18 protein-coding genes and 2 pseudogenes are annotated in these 23,069 nt (G+C 67.2%); 8 read left to right on the top strand and 12 right to left on the bottom strand.

Annotated elements, in window-relative coordinates; all coding sequences use genetic code 11:
• Window positions 1-596: 596 nt before the first annotated feature.
• The 4 genes from ABD385_RS35585 to ABD385_RS35600 all read left to right on the top strand — a co-directional run bounded on the left by ABD385_RS35585 (window position 597) and on the right by ABD385_RS35600 (window position 2,460).
• Window positions 597-920: a hypothetical protein gene (locus ABD385_RS35585; RefSeq protein ID WP_344583703.1), complete on the top strand. Its 324-nt coding sequence runs from the start codon at window positions 597-599 to the stop codon at window positions 918-920.
• On the top strand, window positions 830-1,282 hold the full coding sequence (locus ABD385_RS35590; protein ID WP_344583705.1) for a hypothetical protein: 453 nt from the start codon (window positions 830-832) through the stop codon (window positions 1,280-1,282). The genes ABD385_RS35585 and ABD385_RS35590 overlap by 91 nt, the downstream gene beginning before the upstream one ends.
• A gap of 77 nt (window positions 1,283-1,359) precedes the next feature.
• Entirely contained in the window at window positions 1,360-1,920 is a 561-nt protein-coding gene (locus ABD385_RS35595; protein ID WP_344583706.1) for a serine hydrolase, read from the top strand.
• A 72-nt stretch (window positions 1,921-1,992) separates the two neighbouring features.
• Window positions 1,993-2,460, top strand: coding sequence for a serine hydrolase domain-containing protein (locus ABD385_RS35600; RefSeq protein ID WP_344583708.1), 468 nt, complete (start codon window positions 1,993-1,995; stop codon window positions 2,458-2,460).
• Window positions 2,461-2,505: 45 nt separating this feature from the next.
• On the opposite strand, the pseudogene ABD385_RS35610 reads toward ABD385_RS35600, so the two are convergent.
• The 4 genes and pseudogenes from ABD385_RS35610 to ABD385_RS35625 all read right to left on the bottom strand — a co-directional run bounded on the left by ABD385_RS35610 (window position 2,506) and on the right by ABD385_RS35625 (window position 7,934).
• Window positions 2,506-4,241, bottom strand: a pseudogene (locus tag ABD385_RS35610) (IS1182 family transposase).
• 70 nt (window positions 4,242-4,311) lie between these two features.
• Window positions 4,312-5,556, bottom strand: coding sequence for an acyltransferase family protein (locus ABD385_RS35615; RefSeq protein ID WP_344583711.1), 1,245 nt, complete (start codon window positions 5,554-5,556; stop codon window positions 4,312-4,314).
• A 260-nt stretch (window positions 5,557-5,816) separates the two neighbouring features.
• Window positions 5,817-7,352: an FG-GAP-like repeat-containing protein gene (locus tag ABD385_RS35620; protein WP_344583712.1), complete on the bottom strand. Its 1,536-nt coding sequence runs from the start codon at window positions 7,350-7,352 to the stop codon at window positions 5,817-5,819.
• Between the two features lie 84 nt (window positions 7,353-7,436).
• Window positions 7,437-7,934, bottom strand: a complete 498-nt coding sequence (locus ABD385_RS35625) for a hypothetical protein (RefSeq protein ID WP_344583713.1) — start codon at window positions 7,932-7,934, stop codon at window positions 7,437-7,439.
• Window positions 7,935-8,351: 417 nt separating this feature from the next.
• Here ABD385_RS35625 and ABD385_RS35630 point away from each other — a divergent pair, with 417 nt between their 5' ends.
• Both ABD385_RS35630 and ABD385_RS35635 read left to right on the top strand, forming a co-directional pair.
• Entirely contained in the window at window positions 8,352-11,618 is a 3,267-nt protein-coding gene (locus ABD385_RS35630; protein WP_344583715.1) for a hypothetical protein, read from the top strand.
• Window positions 11,619-11,674: 56 nt separating this feature from the next.
• Window positions 11,675-11,947 carry a hypothetical protein gene (locus tag ABD385_RS35635; RefSeq protein ID WP_344583717.1) on the top strand — a complete coding sequence of 91 codons (273 nt, stop codon included), beginning with the start codon at window positions 11,675-11,677 and terminating at the stop codon, window positions 11,945-11,947.
• An 871-nt stretch (window positions 11,948-12,818) separates the two neighbouring features.
• Here ABD385_RS35635 and ABD385_RS35640 read toward each other — a convergent pair.
• Complete coding sequence (locus ABD385_RS35640) at window positions 12,819-13,058, bottom strand: DEAD/DEAH box helicase family protein (protein ID WP_344583719.1); 240 nt, start codon at window positions 13,056-13,058, stop codon at window positions 12,819-12,821.
• Window positions 13,059-13,688: 630 nt separating this feature from the next.
• Here ABD385_RS35640 and ABD385_RS35645 point away from each other — a divergent pair.
• On the top strand, window positions 13,689-14,429 hold the full coding sequence (locus tag ABD385_RS35645) for a class I SAM-dependent DNA methyltransferase (RefSeq protein ID WP_344583721.1): 741 nt from the start codon (window positions 13,689-13,691) through the stop codon (window positions 14,427-14,429).
• A gap of 267 nt (window positions 14,430-14,696) precedes the next feature.
• On the opposite strand, the gene ABD385_RS41455 is transcribed toward ABD385_RS35645, so the two are convergent.
• From ABD385_RS41455 to ABD385_RS35670, 7 genes and pseudogenes are all read right to left on the bottom strand, one after another.
• Complete coding sequence (locus ABD385_RS41455) at window positions 14,697-14,819, bottom strand: hypothetical protein (RefSeq protein WP_425585551.1); 123 nt, start codon at window positions 14,817-14,819, stop codon at window positions 14,697-14,699.
• Between the two features lie 3 nt (window positions 14,820-14,822).
• Window positions 14,823-14,981: a hypothetical protein gene (locus ABD385_RS41460; RefSeq protein WP_425585554.1), complete on the bottom strand. Its 159-nt coding sequence runs from the start codon at window positions 14,979-14,981 to the stop codon at window positions 14,823-14,825.
• Window positions 14,966-15,115 (bottom strand): annotated as a pseudogene (locus ABD385_RS41465) (transposase); the annotation flags it as partial. The pseudogene ABD385_RS41465 and the gene ABD385_RS41460, both read right to left, overlap by 16 nt.
• A 677-nt stretch (window positions 15,116-15,792) precedes the next feature.
• Window positions 15,793-16,749, bottom strand: a complete 957-nt coding sequence (locus ABD385_RS35655) for a hypothetical protein (protein WP_344583723.1) — start codon at window positions 16,747-16,749, stop codon at window positions 15,793-15,795.
• Window positions 16,750-16,778: 29 nt separating this feature from the next.
• On the bottom strand, window positions 16,779-18,182 hold the full coding sequence (locus ABD385_RS35660) for a glutamine synthetase family protein (protein ID WP_344583725.1): 1,404 nt from the start codon (window positions 18,180-18,182) through the stop codon (window positions 16,779-16,781).
• Complete coding sequence (locus tag ABD385_RS35665; RefSeq protein ID WP_344583727.1) at window positions 18,179-18,928, bottom strand: thioesterase II family protein; 750 nt, start codon at window positions 18,926-18,928, stop codon at window positions 18,179-18,181. Before ABD385_RS35665 ends, ABD385_RS35660 begins: the two co-directional genes overlap by 4 nt.
• 3 nt (window positions 18,929-18,931) lie before the next feature.
• Window positions 18,932-20,815: a non-ribosomal peptide synthetase gene (locus ABD385_RS35670; protein WP_344583729.1), complete on the bottom strand. Its 1,884-nt coding sequence runs from the start codon at window positions 20,813-20,815 to the stop codon at window positions 18,932-18,934.
• A gap of 282 nt (window positions 20,816-21,097) precedes the next feature.
• Between ABD385_RS35670 and ABD385_RS35675 the strand changes: the two genes are divergently transcribed.
• Complete coding sequence (locus ABD385_RS35675; protein ID WP_344583730.1) at window positions 21,098-23,065, top strand: alpha/beta hydrolase family protein; 1,968 nt, start codon at window positions 21,098-21,100, stop codon at window positions 23,063-23,065.
• Window positions 23,066-23,069: the final 4 nt, after the last annotated feature.

A 23,069-nucleotide genomic window follows, 5' to 3' on the forward strand; every position in this document is an offset into this window, starting at 1 on the left:
GGGGGCGGGAGCCTGGAGGCTCTAAGTTTGGCCTGACGGCCAAACCAACGGGCCTGACGGCCCGTTGAGGTACGGTCGTCGTGCCTGGCGGCACGACTGTTTGTTAAGTGCGGGGTTGGCCCTGGCGGGCCAACTTGTTTGGTTTTTGTTGGGAGTTGGCAGGCCTGACGGCCTGCTAGTTTCTGACTGGGTGTTCCCCTGCCTGGCGGCAGGGCTGTGAAACGTGAGTGGTAGTGGATAAGGGCTGGCGCCTGGCGGCGCCGGTGATGTCATAAGGGTGTCGTTACGCAGATATTTGAGTTGCGTCCGCCCCCCTGTCGGGGAGCTTCAACTGCTGCTATCGCTGGCTTCTGACTGGGTGTTGCCCTGCCTGGCGGCAGGCTATGGAACGTAAGGCTGTGGGACCGGGTTGTAGTGGAGGGCGATGTCTAGCAAAGCGTCGATGTTGTCCGGTACTGGTTAGGTCTAAGTGATCCGCCAGTCCCAGGGAGAGCCGGGCCCACTGCCGCGAGGACGCGGACGGCAGCGGCGCCCTCACTATCGACAAGAACGTCTCGGTCTCCTCCTACCTCCAGCAGGCCGACGCCGGTCTGGTCGTGGCCCGGCGCTCGGCCGACGACTCCGTCACCGAGCCGGCCGTGGTGCTGGTGCACCGCGACGAGTTGGCCATATCGGGGTGGCGCGACTGGCAGGCGCTCGGCATGCGCGGTACGTGCAGCGGCGGCGGCCGGGTCCGGGCCCGCGCGCACCGTGACCGGATCCTGGAGGAGTCGTTCGGCGAGGTCTCGGCCCGGGTCATCATGCCGCTGACGAACCTGGGCTGGGCCGCGTGCTGGCTGGGCATCGCCGAGTCCGCATTCGCCACCGCCCAGGACGCGCCTTCCGGCGGCAGCAGGGCAGGACCGCACCGGACGTCCTGACGGCCAAGACGATACGGCTGGGCAGGGCGTCGGATACCCTCGACGAACTGGCGGAGCAGATCCGCTCGATCGCCGCGGGATATGAGGAGCTGGCAGGCACCGCGAGCGACGCCATGGTGCGCCGCTCGAACGCGCTGCGCCTGACGGCAGCCGCGCGCGCGAACGAGAGCGTGCTGGACTCCTTCCAGGTCATCGGGGTAGACGCCTACCGGGAGGTGTCGGCGAGCAAGTGGAGCCTGAGTCGCCAGATCCGCGATGTACTGTCCGCCCGGGTGATGATCAGCGAGGACCGCATCAGGCTCGGCAGCGGCGGGCTCGCTCAGCTCCCCCGGAAGAGCAGCTTGCAGGAAGCACTTGGATGACTGGGGATCTGACTGAGGATCGCCGGGGCGGCGGTCGGCCGGAGCCTCGCCCCGACGGTGACAAGACCGGAGGTGACATGGAGTTGGAAGCAGTGACGTCGCGGTACGACGGGGAGGTCCTGGAGCCGAGCGATCGGCCCGTCGATCCCTGGGAGGGAGTGGACGCAGCGGCGCTGGCGCGGGCGGTCCGTGCGCAGGCGGCGCGGCCGGTGCCGGGTGTCGAGGACATGGCGTCGTACCTTGCCGCCCAGGTGTCGGACGCCACGCACCGCGAGGTCGTGGGCCCGCTCCTGGACGGGCAGGGGGCCAGTGGTGTCGTGGTGCGACGCGGCACGGTCATCGCCTCGTGGGGCGATCCGACGCGCGCGGAGATGGCGTTCAGCGCCACCAAGAGCGTGCTGTCACTGGTGGGCGGCATCGCGTTCGACGACGGGACGTTGCACCTGGACGAACCGGTGTCCCGGTCGGTGGACCTGCCCCAGTTCGGCGGCCCCCATGGGCGCGCGATCACCTGGCGCCACCTTCTCGACCAGACCAGCCAGTGGGAGGGCGAGTTGTGGGGCAAGCCAACATGGGTGGACGTGCAGAGCACGCGTGAGGGCACCGAGTCGGCGAGCGGGCCGCCCGGCGAGGGCTGAGCCTACAACGACGTCCGCGTCAACCTCACGGCACTGGCGCTCACGGTCATCTCCGGCCGTGCCCTTCCGGACGTGCTGCGCGCACGCGTCATGACGGCGATCGGAGCCTCCGACGACTGGTCCTGGCACGGTTACCAGAACTCGACGGTGACCATCAATGGCGCCTGGGTGCCGGTGGTTTCCGGCGGCGCGCACTGGGGCGGCGGCCTGTGGATCAGCGCCCTGGACCTGGCCCGGATCGGCCATCTCTGCCTGCGCGGCGGAGCGTGGGGCGGACGCCGGGTCCTCTCGCGCCGCTGGATCGAGGAACTGTGGACGCCCTGCCCCGTCAAGCCCAACTACGGCCTGTCCTGGTGGCTCAACGACGACCGCCCCGTATGGCCCCGGGCACCGCACACTGGCCGCTGCGCCCGCGGAAACGCGGGCAGCCACCTGCTGTGGGTGGACCCGGCACGCGAGCTGGTGATCGCCTCACGCTGGGGCGCGAAGGTCGAACGCCTCCTGGTCGATGTGTCAGGGGCGGTACCGCCGGTCGCCTGACGTCCTCTGAGCTTGATTCTGTCGGGGATCTTGGAGTTGCCGAGGTCAGGTGCCCAGGGTTCGCCAGGGCTTCGGCCGGGGGATCTCGTGCTGATCAAGGTAGGTCTGGAAGGCGGTCGGTCGGCGAGGAGGGCGCACTTCTTCGGTCGGTGGGAGAGCGCTGAGGCGCTCGATGTTGATGGCGATGGCGGTCAGGACGTGCTGGAGGTGGACCCTTTCCTGGCCTCGGTAGCGGCAGTAGCGCATGCCGTGGCCGTGGGCGAACTCGTTGACCGTTCCCTCGACTCCGGAGCGGACCGCGTACGGGTCTTCCACTCGAGTGTCTGTTGCTCGGCACGGATGCGGAGTTGCAGGTCGCGTAGTTCGCGTGGGGGAAAGCCCACGGTGCGGTGGCTTGCGCGGGAGGCGGTGCACTGAGCACGGGCCGGGCATGGCTGACATTGGCTCTTGGTGAACCGGGCCACGATCAGCGGGGCCGCGGTGGGCGAGGAGGTCGGGTAAGGGCCGTGCCAGCCCTGGCTGACCTGCCCCTGGGGGCAGGTGACCTGCTGTCGGTCGTAGTCGATGTGGAAGTCGTCGCGGGCGAAGCCTTCACTCCGGCGGTGCTGCCGGGTGGGGTTGGCCTTGAGCGGCCCGGAGACGGTGACCTGGTGATTGCGTGCGGCTTGCGCAAGGTGGGGCAGGGAGGTATAGCCGGCGTCGACCAGGTGCTCGGCGGGCAACAGTCCGCGACGGTGCAGGCGAGTGTGGATGCCGGGCAGGACCTTGCTGTCGTGGGTGGTGGCCGCGGTGGTGGCCACGTCGGTGATCACGTTGGGGCCGTCGGGAGCGCACGTCTCCGTGAGATGGGCGGAGAACCCCTTCCAGCTGATGATGTGCCCGTGCCGTGCGTAGCGGGCTGAGGTGTCGTAGGGCGAGACGATCGCCCGGGAGGAGGGCGGCAGGCCGGAACCGTCTTCCGTCTCGGCGGTGCGCCAGCGCAGGTGGCCTGCGGCATCGCGGTGGTAGTTCTGCACCATGATCTGGCGCAGGGCCTGGACACGAGGGCCGAACGCCCGGTCTCCACCATGCTGGTGGAGGTGTTCCAGGAGCCGAACGGCGTCGTGGCCGGTGGCGGGGATCCTGGTCTTGGGCTTGGTGGGATTCTTGCCCAGGCGGACCGGGCGGCCGTAGCGGCGCCCCCAGTCCTCGTCGACCAGCTCGGCAGTGCCGGCGACTTCCTCCAGCGCGGCACGGACCGCCTCGGTGATCAGCTCCAGCCGGGTCAGGTCACGCACGGCGGCCAGGACGTGGATGGAGTTGGTGCGCTGCGTGGTGCGCTCGCGCACCAGCCCGGCTTCCTTCAGGCGGGTCAGCGCGAAGTCGAGGAGGCGATCGGCGCGGTCGCCCTCGGTGAGACGGTCGCGGAAATCGGCCAGCACACTGTGGTGGAAGCCGGGATCGTCCAGCTCCATGGCCATCGCGTACTTGAAGTCGATCCGGCAGCGCACCGCCTCGGCGGCCTGCCGGTCCGACAGGCCGAGCACGAACTGCAGCACGCAGACGGTGGCCAGCTGGGCGGGCGAGAGGCCCGGACGCCCGTCACGCGGATACCAGTCCGCGAAGTCCTCGTCACACCACAGCCCGTCCAGACGGTCTCTCACCCACATCGCCGCCGTACCGCCCGGGTTGCTCGCCCTCGCGATCTGCGCCGTCAGAGGCGGGACTTGCTCACCGGAACGAGGACGGAGCGACAACGGACACCTCGACAACTGCATGGGCTCTCGGAACACCCCGAGCATGCCCACCGATCACCCCAGCTCACCGGGAAAATCCAAGATCCCCGACAGAATCAAGCTCAGGCCCAGTTGGTCAGGGTGAGGACCTGCGCGGGTTGGGCGGTTTCGCTGGTGGCGTGGGATGCGATGTGGCGGTTGGCGCAGTGGCAGTCGAAGCCGGGTGACAAGATGACGCCGATACCGTCGGTGACTGCGGGGGCTCGGTGGCGGTCTGCAGTGTGGAGCGTCGGGCGTGCATGCGGGGTGGTGTGACGTGTTGGCGGACGTCGTCGATACCGCGCCGCATCGTGGTGCGGAGCCACTTTCCCAGGGGGCGTTCGACAAGAAGGTGGATGAACCAGGCGGCCATCAGCATGAGTATGGTCACCGTAGCTACCAGGACTGGGGCGGGGATCTGGTTTCGGTAGTGGTGGATGAGCGTCATGCCGATGTTCATGTGGATGACGTAGAGCGGGTAGGTGAGCGCCCCCGCGGTGGTGAGCCACTTCCACTGGATGCGGTCGAAGACGCCGAGCGCAATGGCGGCGATAAGGGCGAAGGCGGCGGTGATGATGAAGCGGGCGGGCCAGGTGGGCAGGGCGTCCACGGCGGCCTTGCCGAGGTTGGTGGCCAGCCGGTAGTCGATATAGCGCTGGGCGAGGAGGAGTTGCAGCACCACGATCGCCCACAGGACCGCGTTGGGGCGAAAGCGCCGCATGAGGTAGAAGGCGATGCCGGCGATGAAGAACGGTGCGTACTGCGGCATCGCGAAGGCGGTGAGCAGGGGCGTCTTGAGGACCGGGGCGAGGGCGGCGGCCGCGGTCCATACACCGCACAGGATCAGGCAGTTGCGGTAGGTGACACCGAACAGCACCACCACGACCATGATCAGGTAGAACTTCAGCTCCACGAAGAGCGTCCAGTACACCGGGTCCACGTTGGGGGTGTTGTTGCCGCCCTGCAGCATGGTCAGGTTGGTGATCACCGTGTCCCAGCCGTGCAGGGAGCTGACCTCCGGCCACATCTTGACGACGACGACGGTGAGCAGGATGCCGACCCAGTAGGCGGGGAAAAGCCGGGAGAGGCGGGAGACGGCGAACCCGCCCACCGTGCGGCCCCACACGCTCATGCAGATCACGAAGCCGCTGATCAGGAAGAAGATCTCGACCCCGAGCCAGCCGTACTGGGCTAGCTTGTGGGCGGTCGGGAAGATCGTGTCCGTGCTGTGGCCCCACGGTCGGGCCAGGGCGACGTAGTGGTAGAAGACCACCATCAGTGCGGCAAGCAGCCGCAGTCCGTCGAGTACGGCAAGCCTGCTGCCCGAGCGCTGCTCGGTCATGGTGCACCCCCAAGCGCTCTGGTCAGAAGCGCTCGATATCCGAGGAGGCTCGCAGGCGGCGAGAAGCCTGCGCGCCGTCGTTCGTCGTTCCTGTCAACCGACAGGTAAACAGCTGTCCTGCGGGCTGTGGCAGCAGCCGTGGATGGGACGAAGAATGAGAGATGGCTGGTCAGGCCACTCCCATGCGTGTCCCGTATGCGCCTGGGCCCGGCTTGGCCGCCGGACCCAGGCGGAGGGTTTCACCCGTCAGGGCAGGTGGATCAGGCGAACTGCAGCATGGTCTTCCAGCTGCTGCCGCCGTAGGGGATGGCGGTGCCGGCGTTGATGCCGCCCTTGCCGTCGCCCTTGTAGAGGTGGAGCGTGCCGTCGGTCCAGATCGCCATGAGGTCGGCGATGCCGTCACCGGTGTAGTCGCCGGCGGTCAGTTGGCGGACCGTGCCCCAGGTGTTGCCGCCGACCGGGACCGGGACCTGGGTGCCGACCTGGCCGGTGCCGTCGCCGGGGTAGTAGTGCAGGGTGCCGTCGGTCCAGACCGCCATGAGGTCGGCGATGCCGTCACCGTTGAAGTCACCGCCGGGCAGCAGCTTGACGGTGCCCCAGGTGTTGCCGCCGGTGTTCATCTTGACCTGCGGTTCCAGCTGCCCGTTGCCCTTGCCCTTGTAGAGGTGCAGGGTGCCGTCGGTCCAGACCGCCATGAGGTCGGCGATGCCGTCACCGTCGTAGTCGCCGGCGGTCAGCTGCTTCGTCGTGCCCCAGGTCTTGCCGCCCTCGGTGATGGTGATGTCCGAGCCGAACTTGCCCTTGCCGTCGCCCTTGTAGAGGTGGAGGGAGCCGTCGTCCCAGATTCCCATGAGGTCGGCGATGCCATCGTTGGTGAAGTCGCCCTTGGCGAGCTGCTTCATGGTCTTCCAGCTGGTGCCGCCGGCCTGCGCGATGTTCTTGCCGCTCAGGCCCTTCTCGGCGTCGCCTGGGTAAAGATGCAGGGTGCCGTCGTTCCAGACGGCGGCGAGGTCGGCGATGCCGTCGCCGGTGACGTCGTCCTGGACGCGGAAGGCGGTCTGGCGGATCCAGCCCGCGAGGTCGTCGACACGCACGTCGACGGCGCCTGTGCGGGTTTCCTTCGGGTCCGTGCCCAGGCAGCCGCCCTGCTGGGAACGGCTGTTGATCGCGACGAGTTCCGGAGTGCCGTCGTTCATGCGGAGGGCGGGTCCGCCGGCGTCACCCTGGCAGATAACGGCCTGGTCGGAGCCGTTGAGGTTGACGTCGCCACCTGCTGCGGAGGCGACGGTGAAGGGGGCGGAGTGCAGCTTGTCGGGCACCCACTCGGTCTTGGTGCGGCCGAAGCCGGTCACTGTCAACTGTTCGCCCGCGGAGGGGCCGTTGGTGGCCAGCTTGGCCGGGGTGGTACCCAGGGCGCGGTGGGCGAGCTTAACCATCACCACGTCGCGGTCGGCGTGCGGCACGAGTTCGACCGCGTCCGTCACCTTGCCGCCGGACTGGTTCAGGTCGGTGCGGCCCACCGTGACAGTGGTCTTGAGAGCGGGCTTGCCGGCATTGACCGACTGGCCGCTGTCGGCAAAGCAACTCTTTGTGGTGAGGACCCATTGCGGATCCACCAGCACCCCTGAGCAAGCGTAGTTCTCCGCTACATTGATCTTCGCGGTGAACGTGTAGGTGTCGTCCGCGGTGTTGGCGCCTTGCAGGGCCGTCGCGGGAGCGGCTATGGCGAGCCCGCTCGCCATGGTGGTGGCAAGCAGACCTGAGGTCCACGCGGCGCGTGAACGCTTTCCAGGCATGTGTAGTCCTTGATCGATGTTCGTGTGGGTGCCGCGAGCGTGCCTCTGGCAGTCTGGTGCGCTGGGCAGTTGGCGGATGGGGCTCTACTTGCCAGTGACGATCTCGACGAGTACGTGGTCGCGTCCTGTCGGGTCGGTGGATTCACCGATGCCTTGCCACTTGTTCTTGCCGATGTCGTAGGACTTGGTGGTGTCGTCGACAGTCATCTCGACATGTGCGGTGTGCCCCTTGGTCTGCACTCCGGTAACCGCGGGCACTTCGAGGCTGAGGTAGCCCTTGCTGCCTGTGACACGGAAGCAGAAGTCGTCTCGATTACGGCCGATGAATTTCAGCAGGTCGGGAGAGCTGCCGCACTCGGCCAATGTGATGTGGCCGTCTCCACGCTTCAGCTTGAGGTTCTTTTCCGCGAGGATCTGTGCCGCATTGGGGTAGGAGAAGTTCTCGACCGCGGAAGGCATCTGGTCGTCGGCCTGGGCCGTGGGGGATGCTGTCGTCTGGGGGACGGCGGCGGAGGCCGCTCCGGTCAGCAGCAGGGCTCCACCCGCCAACGTGAAGGTCAGCAGGCGCCTAGGCATCTTCATCAATAGCTCTTTCACTGAAGGGCAACCCATCGACCCTCCAGCCCGAGGGGATGGGAAAGGGGGCACGGGGTCAGTCCGCAGAGGGGCTGGGATCCTCGTCCTGGCGAACGGGTCAGAAGAAAACAGGTATCACCGGATCGTCGCTCTGGACAATTTTGCTGGAGTGACGAGATGCACATTCAAGAGCTTCGGAAACTCATCTGCGCATCACCGTGGGACTAAAGTCCCGTAGCCAACTTGCTTACGTGGCACGAAAAATTTCCGTCCATGATCTTGGATTTCCCAACGCGATCAGGACTTTAGTCCTGCTTTACCGCTCCTTTAATGCTCATTGAACATGTGGAACCATCGGGTTTCGCATCAAGCGCACTGAGAAGCAAGACACTTGACGACGAAATTCGGCAGCGAATACTTGACATGAATCGGACAGGTTCGAAGCGTGAGCGACCGCGCCGCGCAGCAAAGAGAAGCACCACCCTCACCGCCCTGACTATCTCCGGGGTCGTCTTCGGTACCACCGTCGCGGAGGCAGTACCTTCCGCACCGAGCGCACTACCGGCCAATGCCCGGGCCCAGGCCGTTGATGCCTGGATGACCGGCGATGTGGGAGTACGGCGCGCAGCAGCCGACGCCCTGACCGGCACGGATGCGGACCTTCAGGCGTTCCTCAAGACGGGGCTGCACAAGGCGACCGTCGACGACGCGCGTATCGCGATCCTCAAAATGCTCCCCACCGCCGGCAAGGGGGTGAGTGAAGCCGGGCAGGAGGCTCTGTCCGGAAGCGATCAGGACGTGCTCGACTTCGTGAAGTCCGGGGTCGACAAGCCCTTGCAGGACGACCGGCGCGTGGCCGTGCTGCGCACGATGAACGAGGGCGGAAAGGCGGTGTACCGAGAGGGGCAGAAGGCCCTGGACAACGGCTCCGCCAAGGCCCTGGACGAGTTCTTCGAAAAGGGCTGGCCCAAGGCCGAGGATGAAGACAATCGGGTCCGGGTGTTGGGCCTGATGAACTCGGGCGGTCAAGCGGTGCAGCAGGCCGGCGAACGGGCGATGGACGGCACGCCGGAGGACAGGGTCAAGTTCCTCGAGAGCGGGCAGCACTTGGCGCGTGCTCGCGACCAGGAGCTGATGACGGTCACCCAGCTCGCGCAGGCCGCCACCGCGGCGGGCAAGCGGGCCAAGGCCGAGACCGAAGCGGCCAAGGAAGCGGCAGACCGCGCTGATACCGCCTCGGAAGCGGCCATGAAGGAGGCGCAAGAAGCCGCGAAGGAGGCCAAGGCGGCGGAGGGTGAGGCGAACAAGGCCGGACCTGCCGCCCTGCGGGCCGCCCGCGCCGCCGAAGGAGCGGCAGCCGCTGCCCGCACGGCAATCCAAGCCTCCAACACTGCCGTAGCTGCGTCGCGTACTGCCGCGCAAGCTGCCGCAAATGCGGCATATGCTGCTAATGTGGCTGGCCAGGCAGCCGTCAAGGCGTACAAGTCTGCGAATGCTGCCATCAAGGACCGCAACCAGGCTGCGGGTGCCCGGCAGGCAGCGCAGAAAGCCCGCAACGCAGCCACTGAGGCCCGTACCGCCGCCGAGGCCGCCTCCCATGCCGCCGATGCGAGCGCCGCCGCCGGGAACTCGGCGTCCTCCGCTGCCCGCGCCGGACAGAACGCGGCTGCCGCGGCAGAGGCTGCAGCAACAGCAAGCGCACAGTCCGGGGTTGCCTCCAGCGAGGCGGCACGAGCTCGACGGGCTGCGGCTCAGGCCCGTTCCGCAGCGAACCAGTCCACTAATGCCTCGAGTCGGGCTCAGAAGCTGGCCAACGCATCCGCGGCAGCGGCCCGTGAAGCTCGGCAGGCGGCCAACAATTCGGCCAATCACGCCGATGCGGCGGCCAAGGCTGCAGAGGAAGCCGCCCAGCACGCTGGTGAGGCCGACGCGGAGGCGAAGAAGGCCACCGCTCATGCTGCCGCAGCCATCGCAGCCGCTGAACAGGCGTCGTCTGCAACCCATCAGGCTCAGCAGGTCGAGAAGATCGCCCGCGAAGCCGAGCAGTACCGCCTCGAGCAGGAGAAGGCTAAGGCGACCGCGGACGCCGAGCTGGTCAAGTCCATCGACGAGGAAGCCAGAGCCACTCACAAGTACGAGCGGACGCAGGCCGCCCGCATGGACGACGAGGCCAAGAAGCACCTCGCGGAAGCCGAAGGCAAGGGCACGGCAGATCCGACGGCGACGGCCGCACTGGCCCGCAAGGCCGCGGTCAATCTCCTCGGCAGTGAAGGCACCTGGACCCGCGAGGCGGCGGGCCAAGCACTTTCCGGCACCGATGCCGACATGCTTGCCTGGCTCAGGACCGACCGCCTCGTAGCACAGCAGGAGGATGATCGTGAGACCGTTCTCCACCTCGCGCGCATCGGCACGGTGAAGACGGCTGCCGCTGCCGAAGCTGCCTTGTCCAAGGGCGCTCAGGCGGTTGAAACCTTCTTGAAGGAAGGCGTCTTGGAGGGGCAGCGCGACGAGTACCGCATCCAGGCCCTGCGGGTGATGGAGCATGCGGGCAAGGCCGTGACCGCGGCGGGCAATACAGCCATGGACGACGGATCAGCCAAGGCGTTGAGCACCTTCCTGCTCAACGAATACCCGAAGGTCCAAGCCGAGGACGACCGGGTCGAAACCCTGCGGATCATGGAGAAGGGCGGCCCGAACGTCAAGGCGGCAGCCCACATCGCCATGGCTGGTGCTCGCTGGATGCCGGGCATCTTCGTGACGCGCCTCCAGTACAAGGCCGCCCAGGCCGATCAGGACACCACTGCTCACGTCGCCGCCGTCCGCGCGCAGATCAGTATCGCTGCCAAGGCCGCAGCCACGGCTCACGAAGATGCCAACACGGCCGCAGAGACAGCCGCTCACGCCCGCGGAAAGGCCGACGAGGCCGCCGGCTACGCCAAGCAAGCGCAGGCTTCCGCCCGAGAGGCGAGTGACCACGCCACGCGGGCACGTGAGAGTTCGCAGGCGGCCGACAAGTCCGCTGCCGACGCGGCGGTCTCCACCAGCCGTGCGAAGTCCGCTGCTGCCACTGCGCGTAAGGCCAGCCGAGCAGCGAACTATTCAGCTCACATGGCTACGAACTCTGCTTCTCAGGCCAGTATCTCGGCAAACAATGCAGCCGGATCCGCTCGGCGGGCCCGACAGGCCGCGCTGGATGCCGGAAAGGACGCTGTCGCGGCCGGTCAGGCCGCACGCGACGCCTACGCCGTGGTCGCGGAGAAACGGCGTCAGGAACAGGCGGCGGAAGTGAAGGCGGCCCGGGAAGAAGCCCAGAAGAACGCCGAGAAAAACTACCGCCCCCAGGACGACGCAAAGAACGAGGACGTCGTATTCGAGATGCACAGCAATGCTGGGGTGCCGGATGGTGTGCGCAACGTGGTCGGATTCTTCAGTCTTCGCGGCGCCTTTGACAGTGTCGCACTGATTGCAATCGGCCGGCGCGACGAAGGGACGGAAGCCTTCAAAGGCTTCGTCGGTCCGTTCGTTACAGGACAAGCCGCTGGGTACGCCAGTGGTGCTGCAGGTGAGATGGGCTCGCTAGTGGGTGTCATCGGCCGAGGTGGTGCAAGGCTCTTCGGCTGGCCCGTGGCCTTTGCCGCTACGATCGCCGACTACCTCATACCTGAAGGAGGTCCGGTACGCTATCTCTAGCCTGATCCTTCCAGGATTCCTTCGCCCGAAAACCCCTATCACATGATGGTGCAGCCATGACGTACAACGGAAACCGGCAAGACTCGCAGAAAAGCGGGCGCTCCGCGAGTCGTTTGACTACCGAGCTCGGGAAGTTGTTTCTAGGCTGGCGATCACTGTTTCTCGGCTGCTGTGGCACGGTCGCCGGGTTCGTCGGCGCCATCACTAATAGCGGCATCGGGGTGAGGATTTCACTGCTCGCCATCGGCTGCGCATCCCTCGCGCTCGCAGTGGGAACGTTGAAATTCATGGAGTATCAGAAGAACAATCGCAGCGCCCCTCGCCGTTGATATAGCGCTCAGGGTTTCGAACAACTCACAGCCCGATATCAGGCATACCATAGCCCCATTCCAACGGTTTCCGGAACTTCACCCAGTTCTAATATGCGAATCGATGGGATGAGGTGCGATGCCGCATCGATCCGTTTGCCTCCCCGTCGAGGATGGCGTGCGCGATCGCACCGGCGGTGCATTCAGCCCGGAAGGCCTGCTGTGCGTAGTGACGCACAGCAGGCCTTTCGCGTGTTGCCAACCGTCTGCCCGGTCATGCCCCGAGTCGGTTTTAGACAAAAGCACCGCTGCTCGGCCACTCCCGCTCGACACAGGGCAGCAGACCGTCTGCGGTCGCTCGGCACAGGAGAAGACGCAGGGGGCATCGGTGACCCACAGGGCACCGGATTGTTCACGGCCACCGAGCGGGTCGGGCAGGTGCGAGTACTGCCGGCGTGGTGCTCCGGCTTCCGGTCAGCAAGCAGCGTTTGAGGGCCTGAGGTAGGCCGACGTTCGTGTCCAGGGCCGTGACCTGGATGTCGCCTGGGCCTTGAGGGAGTAGTGGGGAGGAAGTTGGGGCGTGTCTCCCAGATCTGGTTCCACTCTCGCTTGGAGGCCACCGCCTCGGTGTCCCCGTCCTGATCGGCGTCTGCGTCCCAGATGCGCGGGGTGGCGGTCAGATACAGGCGGCGGGCGGCTGGGACCTGGTCGTCGTGGTGGACGGCGGCCCATGCTTTGCCGAGGCGGCCTGCGGTGCGGTGGGCCTCGTCGATGACCACCATGTCCCAGGGAGGCATGTGGTGGTCGCGGTGGGCGGCGATCACCACGGGGAGAGAGGCGTAGGCGGCGTACGCGGTGACCGGGCCGGGGCTGGAAGGGGTAGTCAGGGCAGTCAGTTCGGCGGGGTCGGTGATGAGGGGACGTCTGCGCCGAGCGGATCGTGGTCGAGGGCCTGCCGCGCGGAGCACACGGCAATGGTGGTGCCTTTGCGTCCGGCAGCACGCCAGGAGCGGATGGCTTGGGAGAGCAGGTCCAGCGTCGGCAGGAGTACCAGGACGCGGCCGCGCGGGGCGATGCGGGCGGTGGTGCGAGCGGCGATGAGGGTTTTGCCGGTGCCGCATGCAGCGATCACGCTCGCGCGGGGCTGCTGACTGAGGGTGCGGGGGCCGCAGTGACGGCGTCCTTCTGGTGAGGGTGGAGTACGAGTTCAGGAGGCATGGGGATGCGTCGCTCCGGGGCTGATCGAGGCGAGGCCGCAAGGGGGCTGTGGTCATTGTTGACGTGCGGCGTGATCGACGGCCTGCTGTTGGTCCGGGCATAGCATGAGCCGGTCGGAGCGAGCTCAGTATGGCGTAGTGGCTGATGTTTCAGCCGCGGGCTCAGGACTAGAAGACATGGGATGGATCCTCGACTGGCGGCAGGGTAGCAGCCGACAGGATCCGTCCTGCCGCGCGTGAGCGAGCTACCACAGGAAGGGCTAAGAACTCCTATCGAAATGATCTTCAAGGTGGTTGGATCGCTCCGGGACTGATGAACCGGGGTGCTGGGAGTGGGTCGGGCGAAGCCACGGGAAGTCGACGACAAGCCGTGGGCAGTGCACGCTGCGCCGAGGGAACGACCGCACCACTGCTGTGAACTCTTGCGCCCCAAGCCGGACAGTGCCCTGAAAGGTCTGTACCGGCCCGCCCCGAACCTGTAATCGGAGCCAGTGGAAGGTAAATGCGTCGACAGCACCCCTCCGCGCCCGGCAGAGTGGCCGCCCGTGACGAGCAGTGAGCTGTGGACCCGTGCGACCGCCGACCGCTACGACGCCGAGGAGGCCGAGATGTCCTCGGCCACCGTTCTCGAACCGACTCTCACCTTCCTCGCCGAGCTTGCCGGAGACGGCCGGGCGCTGGAGTTCGCCATCGGAACCGGACGAGTGGGCGTCCCGCTCCGGGAACGCGGCGTGCCGGTAGCGGGCATCGAACTGTCCGAGCACATGGCAGCGGTCCTGCGGCGCAAGATCGACGAGGACACGCTCCCGGTAGCCATCGGGGACATGGCCACCACTGTCGTCCCCGGCGAGTTCACCCTGGTCTATCTCGTCTACAACACCATCACGAACCTGCTCTCGCAGGACGAGCAGGTCGAGTGCTTCCGCAACGCCGCACGTCACCTGGCACCCGGCGGCCGATTCGTCATCGAGCTCGGCGTGCCGCCGCTGCGGTACCTGCCGCCCGGCCAGGTCGCGGTGCCGTTCGACGTCTCCGACCGGCATCTCGGCTTCGACACCTTCGACCTGGTCGAGCAGATTCTCGTCTCGCACCACTTCACCCGCGATGGCGACGACGGCCGCTACCGCCGCGGAAACTCCCGGCACCGGTACGCCTGGCCGGCGGAACTCGACCTGATGGCCCGGATCGCTGGGCTGGAGCTGGATCGCCGCGTCGCGGACTGGGACGGGGCGCCGTTCACTCAGGACTCCGCGAAGCACATCTCCGTGTGGCGCAAGCCAGCCTGACGCAGGACGCTCCTCGCCCCGACCATCGGCCGGGCCGGGTTCGGCGGGGGTGGGCCGAAATCCGGTGTGCTTCCCTGAGTCGTCCACCCTTCGTCCATACCGAAGGAGAGCGCCTCCCATCTCGCAGACGTCGTTGGACCGGCTTTCACAGCCGCGTCCCCCTGCAGGCAGCTAGGCTCCAGATGTCGGGAGTGCCACGTCCTGCAGCAGGTCGGCCACCGGGCCTTCCACGCATGCCGTGCCTGTCTTGAAACACCTATCGGGAGTTCAGCGTCGCCAGCAGATCAGTGCGCATCCAAGGGCGAGGAAGGCTTCGTGGATGTCGTTGTGCATCTCCCAGTGGATCCGCAGGCGACGGAACCAGTGCAGATGGGCGAATGCTCGCTCCACGCCTCAGCGTTGGGTACCCAGGCCGAAGCCGTGCTCGGTGCCCCGGCGGCCGATCAGCGGCTTCACACCGAGATCCCAGGCCAGATGGCGATACTTGTCGTGGTCGTAGCTGCAGTCGACCAACACCACCTCCGGGCAGCGCCGGCGCCAGACTCGGTCCACTCGGCCAAGCGGCGCCAGCAAGTCATGCCCGAGCCGAAGCCGAATTCCTGCGGCAGAAGTTCCCAGACGATCCCGGTGTGCAAGACGGACAGGATGCCTTGGAATACCAGCCGGTCGAGATGCCGCTGGCGCCCGGGATGCCTGGCCCGACGCTCCCGCACCATGGGCGTGAAGCACGTGAAGCAGCTGGGCTTCGCCACCACTGTACGAACTCGGTCCCGCGCCCTGGCTGCTCATCGTGGAAAACACCGCCGCGTTCACCAGCCTGCGTGACATCCTCAGCGCCCGGCCCGACCGCACCCAGGTCGGCTGACTCGGCTTCGGCGCCGGCGACCAGCTGACCGCTTCCATCCCCACCGCTCTGACCTTCTACCGTGAACGCGACCACCCCGTCGAAGACCTGCTAATCTCCGCAGACCTCGGCATCGACGTAACTGCACTGCGCCCAGCAAACCAGCCACCGGGCACAAGCCGTCGGCCACGCTTCCGCCCGCCTGCCGACGAGGCACGCACCGCAGCGCCCTTGCTCCCGCCCCACCATCCGTCGCGGTTGAGGCGGGCCTCGAGATGGCGGGCGACATTACGGGGGGCAATGCCGCCAGCGAGTTCGTCGAGCGTGCGCGCAACGGCGTCGCTGCCTTTGATGCCCTGGGCATCGAACTCCCCGAAATCGAGATTATTCTCCGGCTTTACTCCTGCTCCTCCCCATGGCTACGCCAGTGTAGGCGTCCTTCCCGCTGGTGAGGGTAGGCCCACTCCCAGATGGCCCAGGCGAGGCAGAACTGCGACGGGCAGACCCCACAGAGGTGGATCACTCCGGAACCGTCAGAAGCCGGCTCTCTCGGAAGCCGTCGGTACGGTAGGTGCTCCCAAGCTCCATGTCGGGCGTGCCGGAAAGCAGGATCAGGTCGTGCCCCGGGCCTGCCGTAACCGCGGGCCAAGATGGTGACGCACCTCGGTGGCGCCCCCACGTCACAACAAGTGACGGGTCCGACAGGGACCGAAGCCTAAGGAAGCGGTCGGCGAACTCACCCGCGAGGTTGGGGCCGAACACCTGCGAGGGAATGACGGTGAAACCTAGACGACTCTTAAAATTGAACAACCCCGGTTGCACGATGTGCCCGAAGAGTGAAGGGTCGTTGCCCAGGGACGCGAAGGTCAGGCCGGCCTCGCGAGCGAACTGGAAAGCCTTGACGTAAGTTGCCCTCATCACTCTGCTTAAGCGGGCATTGGCGGAAGCAGCGGAGAAACGCAATTGCAGTAGCGACTCTTCATGCCGTATCCACCAGAGGGAACCGGCCACCATGGCCGCACCCGAGTACACGCCGACGCAGGCGTACTCCGAGGATGCCGCGAGCAGCCGGGCTCGCCACTCCCGCGCGATGTTCTTACCGCGTGGCATCCCCGCTACCTGCGCGTCGTACAGCACCAGGAATTCATCGATGAGCGGTTCGGTGATACCCACACGCACGTCGACGCGCAGCTTCTCTTCCTGGATGAACCGGCGACCGAGGCGGATGTTCCTCCTCTCAGTGCCCGACAAGGCAGACAGGTACTCCTCCTCCGAACTCTGCAAGGGAGCTACCCAGTTGACCCACTTGGGGCGTGTCACGAAGCCCATATGGGTCAGAGTGGCTTCGTCGAGGTTCTCGGACCCAGCGAGTCTGGCGACGTCCACAGGAGTATCACTTTCCTCCCAGGCGTTAGTTTCAGCCTCGTACGGGTCAACCAAGGCGATGACAAGACCGTCCTGCTCACTGATCTCCACTAGCAACTCCCATCCGTGTTCGGCGCTGCTCAATAGCGGGTGGCGTGCAATGCGAAGACCTGTTCCCCGTCCAGCCGGGCCATGTCCCGTACGTCTGCCCGCTTAATGGTCGTGTACAGCTCGCGGCGCGGCGAGCCCAGCAGCCCCATCAGGTACTCGTCACGCTCGAGGGCGTCCACTGCCTCCGAGAGGCTCTGTGGCAGCGGCCTCACGCCCCGACGCCGCAGCTCGGCCTCGGAAAGGCCGTTCGGATCCACCGTCAAGGGTTCGCCAGGATCGAGGCAGCGCTCCATACCGTCCAGCCCCGCGTGGATGATCCCCCCCAGCGCGAGATACGGATTGGCCGTCGCGTCGCAGGGCTTCACCTCGACGTTGGTGGTGACGCTCTCCGCATCGCGCAGCACTGACGGAACGCGGACCGCCGCATCACGGTTGTCCGGCCCGTAACAGCCGAACGCACCAGCCCAGTTGCCGCGTACGAGACGCTCGTAGCTGTTGACGCTCGCGCACAGCAGTGCCGCGAGCCCGGGAAGGTGTGCGAGCACCCCTGCGATGAAGTGGTGCGCTACGTTCGAAAGGCCCCCCGAGGGCCCGGCGAACGCGTTGCTGCCCTGCCGCCACAGTGAGATATGGACATGGTTTCCGTTGCCCCGCAGCCCCTGCCTCGGCACCGGGGCGAAGGTCGCGTGCAGTCCCCGCGCCCGAGCCACTCCCCGGGTGAATGCCCGCTGCCACACGTGGTTGTCGGCGGCTCGCAGAGCGGAGGCAGGCTGCACCGTCAATTCGTGCTGGCCTGGTGACGACTCCGGGTGGTACTGCTCGACGCTGATGCCCGGCGCCCGCAGTGCCCGTATCAGCGCGACGATGTAGTCGTTTGCGGCGTCGAATGCCTCAGTGTCCAGCATGAGGCCGTCGTCGTACAGCTCGCCGTTGCGCAGGAGCGTGAACTCCGGCTCGAACGCAGCCACGACGTCGTATCCCAGGCCGGCAGCTCGGTCGACAGCATCGCGCAGGAAGGTTCTGGGACAGGCGCCCCATGGTGTCCCGTCGCGGTTCACCAAGTCGCAGAGCACCGCCGCCGAGCCGGGCGCGTACGGCAGCAAGGTGAAGGTGCCGGGATCGGCCGTGACGCGGACCTCGTCCATGACTTGGAAGCCGGGCACGGGCTGCGCCAGATCGAGCAGGCTCGCCGACTGCCGGACTGTGGACAGCCCGACCCCGGAGCGCAGCCTGCCGACCAGCACGTCCCGTGCCACTGCCTTGCCCCGCAACAGCCCGTTGTGGTCCACCCATAGGAAGCGGACCAGCTCGACTTCGGCGCGCTCGACGGCGGACAGCAGGGCCTGCGTCTGCTCCCCCTGGCTGCCAGCGTACGGGCGGGCCCAGACCGGGTACGAACGCAGCGGCTCGCATTCAGCCTCGATGAGCGTCATGACGCGCTCCGGGTACGGAGTGGAAGCACTTCCCGGATCAGTTCGTAGGGCGGCGCGGGCACCAGGTAGAAGTGGTCGCCGTAGACGACGCATTCGCGCAGACCCCCGGTGGTCAGCTGGTTCCAGGGGCGGCAGTCGGCGTCTGGGTCGGCGTCACCCGTGATGGTCGTCACCGGGCACCTCAGTGGGGGGCCGGTGCGGAGTCCGTACGAGTGGAACATCAGGCCGTCGGCCCGTACGTACGGCAGGACAAGTTCTTGGAACTCAGGGTCCGCGGCCAGCTCGGGGTCCGTTCCGCCCAGGGTGAGGAGGCGCTCGACAACGGCCGCATCGTCCTGGTCGTCCGGATCCTGCCACTGCTCGGGGTTGGGATACGGAGCATTGCGGCAGCCCGAGGCGAACAGGTGCACGGGATCTGTGCCGCGGGTCTCCAGCGCCACCGCAGTTTCCAGCGCCACCGCTGCTCCCATGCTGTGGCCGAACAGCGCAAGGGGCCGGTCCGTCAGCTTTGCCAGCACGTCCGCCACGTCGGACGCAAGCTGAACCAGGTCCGTCGGTGGCGACTCGGCGATCCGCTCCGCACGGCCCGGATAGCGGACCGCGTGCACTTCCATGCCGGGCAGCCGGTGGCCCCAGTCGCGGAAGAAGGATGCCGAACCCCCGGCGTGCGGGAAGCAGATGAGTCGGACCTCGGGATCCGGGAGGGGTAGCGGGCACTGGAGCCACACGGCGGGATCGATGGTCATCTGCTAAACCCCCAGTTCGGTGTCGCACTGTTCCACGCCCCGGCTCGCGGCCCGACGGGCCCGTAGTCGGCGCGCCCGTACGGCTGCCTCCTGCCGTGCGCGCCGGTCACCATCGGCGGTGCCGTCGGCTTCGTCGCGCAGGAGGGCGACCTGCGTGGCGACGGTGGTGTGACGAAATAGGGCGACGACCGGCAGCAGCTTCCCGGTGTGCCGGTTCAGGGCCTCGCGAAGCCGGAACATCGCGAGTGAATGCCCGCCCAGGTCGAAGAAGTTGGCATCGGTGGGCACGTGCGGAACTTGGAGCACCTCGGCCCAGGCCGCGGCGACCTGCATCATGAGGTCGGCCCCTGCTGGGATGGCGGCAGGCTCGGGGCGGGTGGCCTCCTCGTCGACCCTCGCCTGTAGTGCGGCACGGTCAGTCTTGCCGTTGCCGGTTCGGGGGAATGCATCGAGTACCACGATCCGGGCGGGGACCATGGCGGCCGGCACTCGGGTGGCCAACTGCTCCCGGACTTCCTGAGGCGACAGCCGCGCCGGGGCGAGTACGAAGCCAGTGAGGGCGCCGCCGCTTGCGCATGGGATGACCGCAGCCTCCCGTACCCCGGGTAGTGCGCACAGGTGTGCTTCCACGGCTGGGAGTTCGATGCGGTGGCCGCGGATCTTCACCTGGTGGTCGCGGCGGCCGAGGAACTCCAGGGTGCCGTCCGTGTTCCAGCGGGCAAGGTCGCCCGTGCGGTACATGCGTGCGCCCGGCGTCTCGGCAAAGGGATCGTCCAGGAAGGCCAATGCGGTGGCCTCCGGCCGGTTGTGATAGCCGCGGGCGACGCCGGAGCCGCCGACGAACAGTTCGCCCACCTCACCTATCGGCACCTGGTGCAGGTTGGCATCGAGCACGTAGAGGTGGGCGCCTGGGACGGGCCGGCCGATGGAGACGGGGCCCGGGACGTCGAAGCAGTGGTAGCTAGCCCAGACGGTTGCCTCGGTGGGTCCGTACTCGTTCACGAGCGCGCAGTCGGTCGGCCCGTTGGCAAAGTGGCGAGTGATGAGCTCCGGCGGCAGCGACTCCCCAGCCACGATCGCTGTCCGAAGCGATCCTAGCCGGGCCACTCCTAGCCTGGCCGCGGCGTCGAGGACGACGCTGTACAGGGAAGGTACGCACAGCAGGTGCGTGACCTGGTGGGTCCCAATCAGTTCCACCAAGCGCTCGGGGTCGCGGACCTCGTCCGAACCGGCCACCACCAGGCAACCGCCTGAAGTGAGCGTCCCCCACAGTCCAGCCACGGAGGAGTCGAAGGCTAGGGGGGAGACCAGCAGGAAGACCGGAGTTCCGGGGTAGACCAAGCGGCGGGCCGTCGTCGAGGCGGCAAGTTGGCCATGTTCGACTACGACGCCCTTCGGTTCTCCCGTGCTGCCGGAGGTGTAGATGAGATACGCGGGGTCTGTGGGGGTTACCGGGGCGGCAACGGGTCGTGCGCCACGAAAGGGCGTGCCCGTGGGCTCGCCTGGTTCATCGTCGCCCGCGCATTCGGCGGACACGAGGGGCAGTTCGAGGCCCAGCAGGCGGCCGCGTGTGGTCTTGGTGACGACAGCAGCGGAAACCTGGGCGTCTTTGAGGATGCCGTTGATGCGCAGGTCGGGATGGGAGGGGTCCATTGGCACGTAAGCGGCTCCTATGCGCAGGACACCCAAAACGGCTGCGATCATGGCGGTGGAAGGTTCGGCGAGCACAGCAACCCTGCTTCCCCGGCCCACGCCCGCCTCGGCAAGCCGGGCGGCCAGTCTGCCGGCCCAGGCGTCGAGATCCGCGTAACCGATGCTCTCGGCACCGCTACGCACCGCCGTGCGCGCCGGGTTTACCCGGGCGAACTCCGCCACCAGGTCGTGCACGGGCCGCAAGGCAGCGGCCGACGGCAGGGGGGCACCGTGGTGGCCTGGGCAAGGTGGGGCGGGCGGGCCGCCCGGTGCATGGTTCGTCATCAGAGTTGCCATCAGGACTCCTCCGTTTTCGGCGAGAGCGTGGTTCGGGGACCGGCCACACAAGGGCGATATTGCCAGATCGGGCACATCAATGGCAATCTTTTGCCTCATCGATGGAAGGTGGATGCGCCATCCCGGAAATCCCTTGTGCGCTCCGGCAGTTGGGTGCACAGACAGGAAGGCGGAGTAAAGGTGAGGATTTCCCCGTTCGGTACTTGGGCCTCCCCCATCAGCGCCAAGACAGCGGCGGCGGGCGAAACGCGGGTGGAATGGGCTGCCTGTGTCGGGGACGAGGTGTGGTGGACCGAACTGCGCCCCCAAGAGTCCGGCCGCAGCGCGTTGGTCCGCCGAACGCCAGACGGCGTGGTCGCCGACGTACTGGCCCCTAGATGGAACGTACGCACTCGGGTCATCGAGTACGGCGGAAAGCCCTGGCTTCCGCTCGGCGGGCCGGAGACCGGGTTCGTGTTCACGCACTGGGACGACCAGCGGGTGTATCGCGTGGTCCCCGGTGGCTCCCCGGAGCCGATCAGCCCGGAGCCCGCGATGCCTGCGGGCGCGCGCTACTGCGACTTTGCTCTGGTCGGGGACGAGGTGTGGTGCCTGCGCGAGGAAACCATCGGGCACGCGACCGACGTACGCCGCGCACTCGTCGCGCTCCCGCTCGATGGCAGCGCGGCGGATGAGCCGGAAGCGGTCCGGGTGCTTGCCGCGAGCCACCACTTCATGACGGGACCAAAAGTCTCACCGGATGGCCGCCAGGTGTGCTGGCTCGGCTGGGACCATCCGGCCATGCCCTGGGAGGGTACGGAGGTAATCTGCGCACGCGTCGGTGTCGATGGCATGCCTGGCCCGGCCCGCGTGGTCGCGGGCGGGCCAGGCGAGGCGGTAGGGCAGGTCGAGTGGGCACCGGGACATGCAGGTGTGCTGTACGTGCTGAGCGACTCCGACGGCTGGTGGAACCTGTACGAGATCGACTCAGAGGGCAAGCGCCGGGCGCTGTGCCCCCGTTCCGAGGAGTTCGGCGAACCGCTGTGGCGGATCGGCGCCCAGTGGTTCCTACCGATGGATGGCGACCGGCTGGCCGTCGCCCACGGCACCGCCGGTCGGCAGCCGGCAGTCCTCGAACCGGACGGTTCGCTGTGGGACGTCAGCGGCGATGACCAGTACACCGAGTGGGCGGTACTGGCCACTGACGGCCGCCGGGTGGTGGCGACGGCGGCCGGTCCGCGGCAGCCGCGCGCCCTTCTGCTGTTGGACCCGGCCCCGGGAGTGCCAGCAGAAGTGCTGCGTGCCTCCGACACGACATACGCCGACTACCTGTCGCCGAGCCGCCACGAAGTCTTCCGCAACGACGCGGGCGAGGAGGTGCACGCGTACGTGTACCCGCCGTACAGCCCCGACTTCATCGCACCGGCGGGCGAACTGCCGCCGTACGTGGTGCACGTCCACGGCGGGCCCACCACTAGAAGCCAGTGGGCCGCCGACCTCACCACGGCCTTCTTCACCAGCCGCGGCATCGGCGTCGTCGATGTGCAGTATGGCGGCTCCACCGGGTTCGGACGCAGGTATCGCCAACGCCTCCAGGGGAAGTGGGGCGTAGTCGACGTACACGACTGCGCCGCCGCTATCCGCGGTCTCGTAGCCCGAGGCGTCGCAGATCCGGCACGCCTGGGCATCCGTGGTGGTAGCGCAGGCGGCTGGACCACGGCCGCCTCGCTGGCGAGCGAGCCGGACCTGTACCGGGTCGCCGGGATCTACTTTCCGCTTCTGGACCCAGAGGGGTGGAGCGAACGCGGCACCCACGACTTCGAGTCCCGTTACTTGGAAAGCCTGATCGGGCCGTGGCCACAAGCCCGGGACCGCTACGCGGAGGTGTCGCCGCTGCGCCGGGCCAACCGAGTACAGGCACCCTTCGTCCTGTTCCAGGGGCTGGAAGACGAAATCTGCCTTCCAGCGCAGGCGGAGCGATTCCTGCGGGAGCTAGGTGAGTCGGGACCGCCGCGCGCCTACCTCACCTTCGACGGTGAACAGCACGGCTTCCGCAAGGCCGAGACACTCATCGCCTGCCTCCAGGCCGAACTCTCGGCCTATGCCCAGTGTTTCGGATTCGAGGCACCCGAAGTGCCTCACACGGAGCTGACCGCACGTCACCGCTGAGGCG

Source organism: Streptomyces lunalinharesii (genome assembly GCF_039532155.1).
Lineage (GTDB): Bacteria > Actinomycetota > Actinomycetes > Streptomycetales > Streptomycetaceae > Streptomyces > Streptomyces lunalinharesii.

Bases quoted from the DNA above. Each gene is read 5' to 3' on its own strand.
- ABD385_RS35595 (WP_344583706.1), top strand. From the start codon at position 1,360: ATGGAGTTGGAAGCAGTGACGTCGCGGTACGACGGGGAGGTCCTGGAG.
- ABD385_RS35615 (WP_344583711.1), bottom strand. From the start codon at position 5,556: ATGACCGAGCAGCGCTCGGGCAGCAGGCTTGCCGTACTCGACGGACTG.
- ABD385_RS35620 (WP_344583712.1), bottom strand. From the start codon at position 7,352: ATGCCTGGAAAGCGTTCACGCGCCGCGTGGACCTCAGGTCTGCTTGCC.
- ABD385_RS35625 (WP_344583713.1), bottom strand. From the start codon at position 7,934: ATGAAGATGCCTAGGCGCCTGCTGACCTTCACGTTGGCGGGTGGAGCC.
- ABD385_RS35630 (WP_344583715.1), top strand. From the start codon at position 8,352: ATGAATCGGACAGGTTCGAAGCGTGAGCGACCGCGCCGCGCAGCAAAG.
- ABD385_RS35635 (WP_344583717.1), top strand. From the start codon at position 11,675: ATGACGTACAACGGAAACCGGCAAGACTCGCAGAAAAGCGGGCGCTCC.
- ABD385_RS35660 (WP_344583725.1), bottom strand. From the start codon at position 18,182: ATGACGCTCATCGAGGCTGAATGCGAGCCGCTGCGTTCGTACCCGGTC.
- ABD385_RS35665 (WP_344583727.1), bottom strand. From the start codon at position 18,928: ATGACCATCGATCCCGCCGTGTGGCTCCAGTGCCCGCTACCCCTCCCG.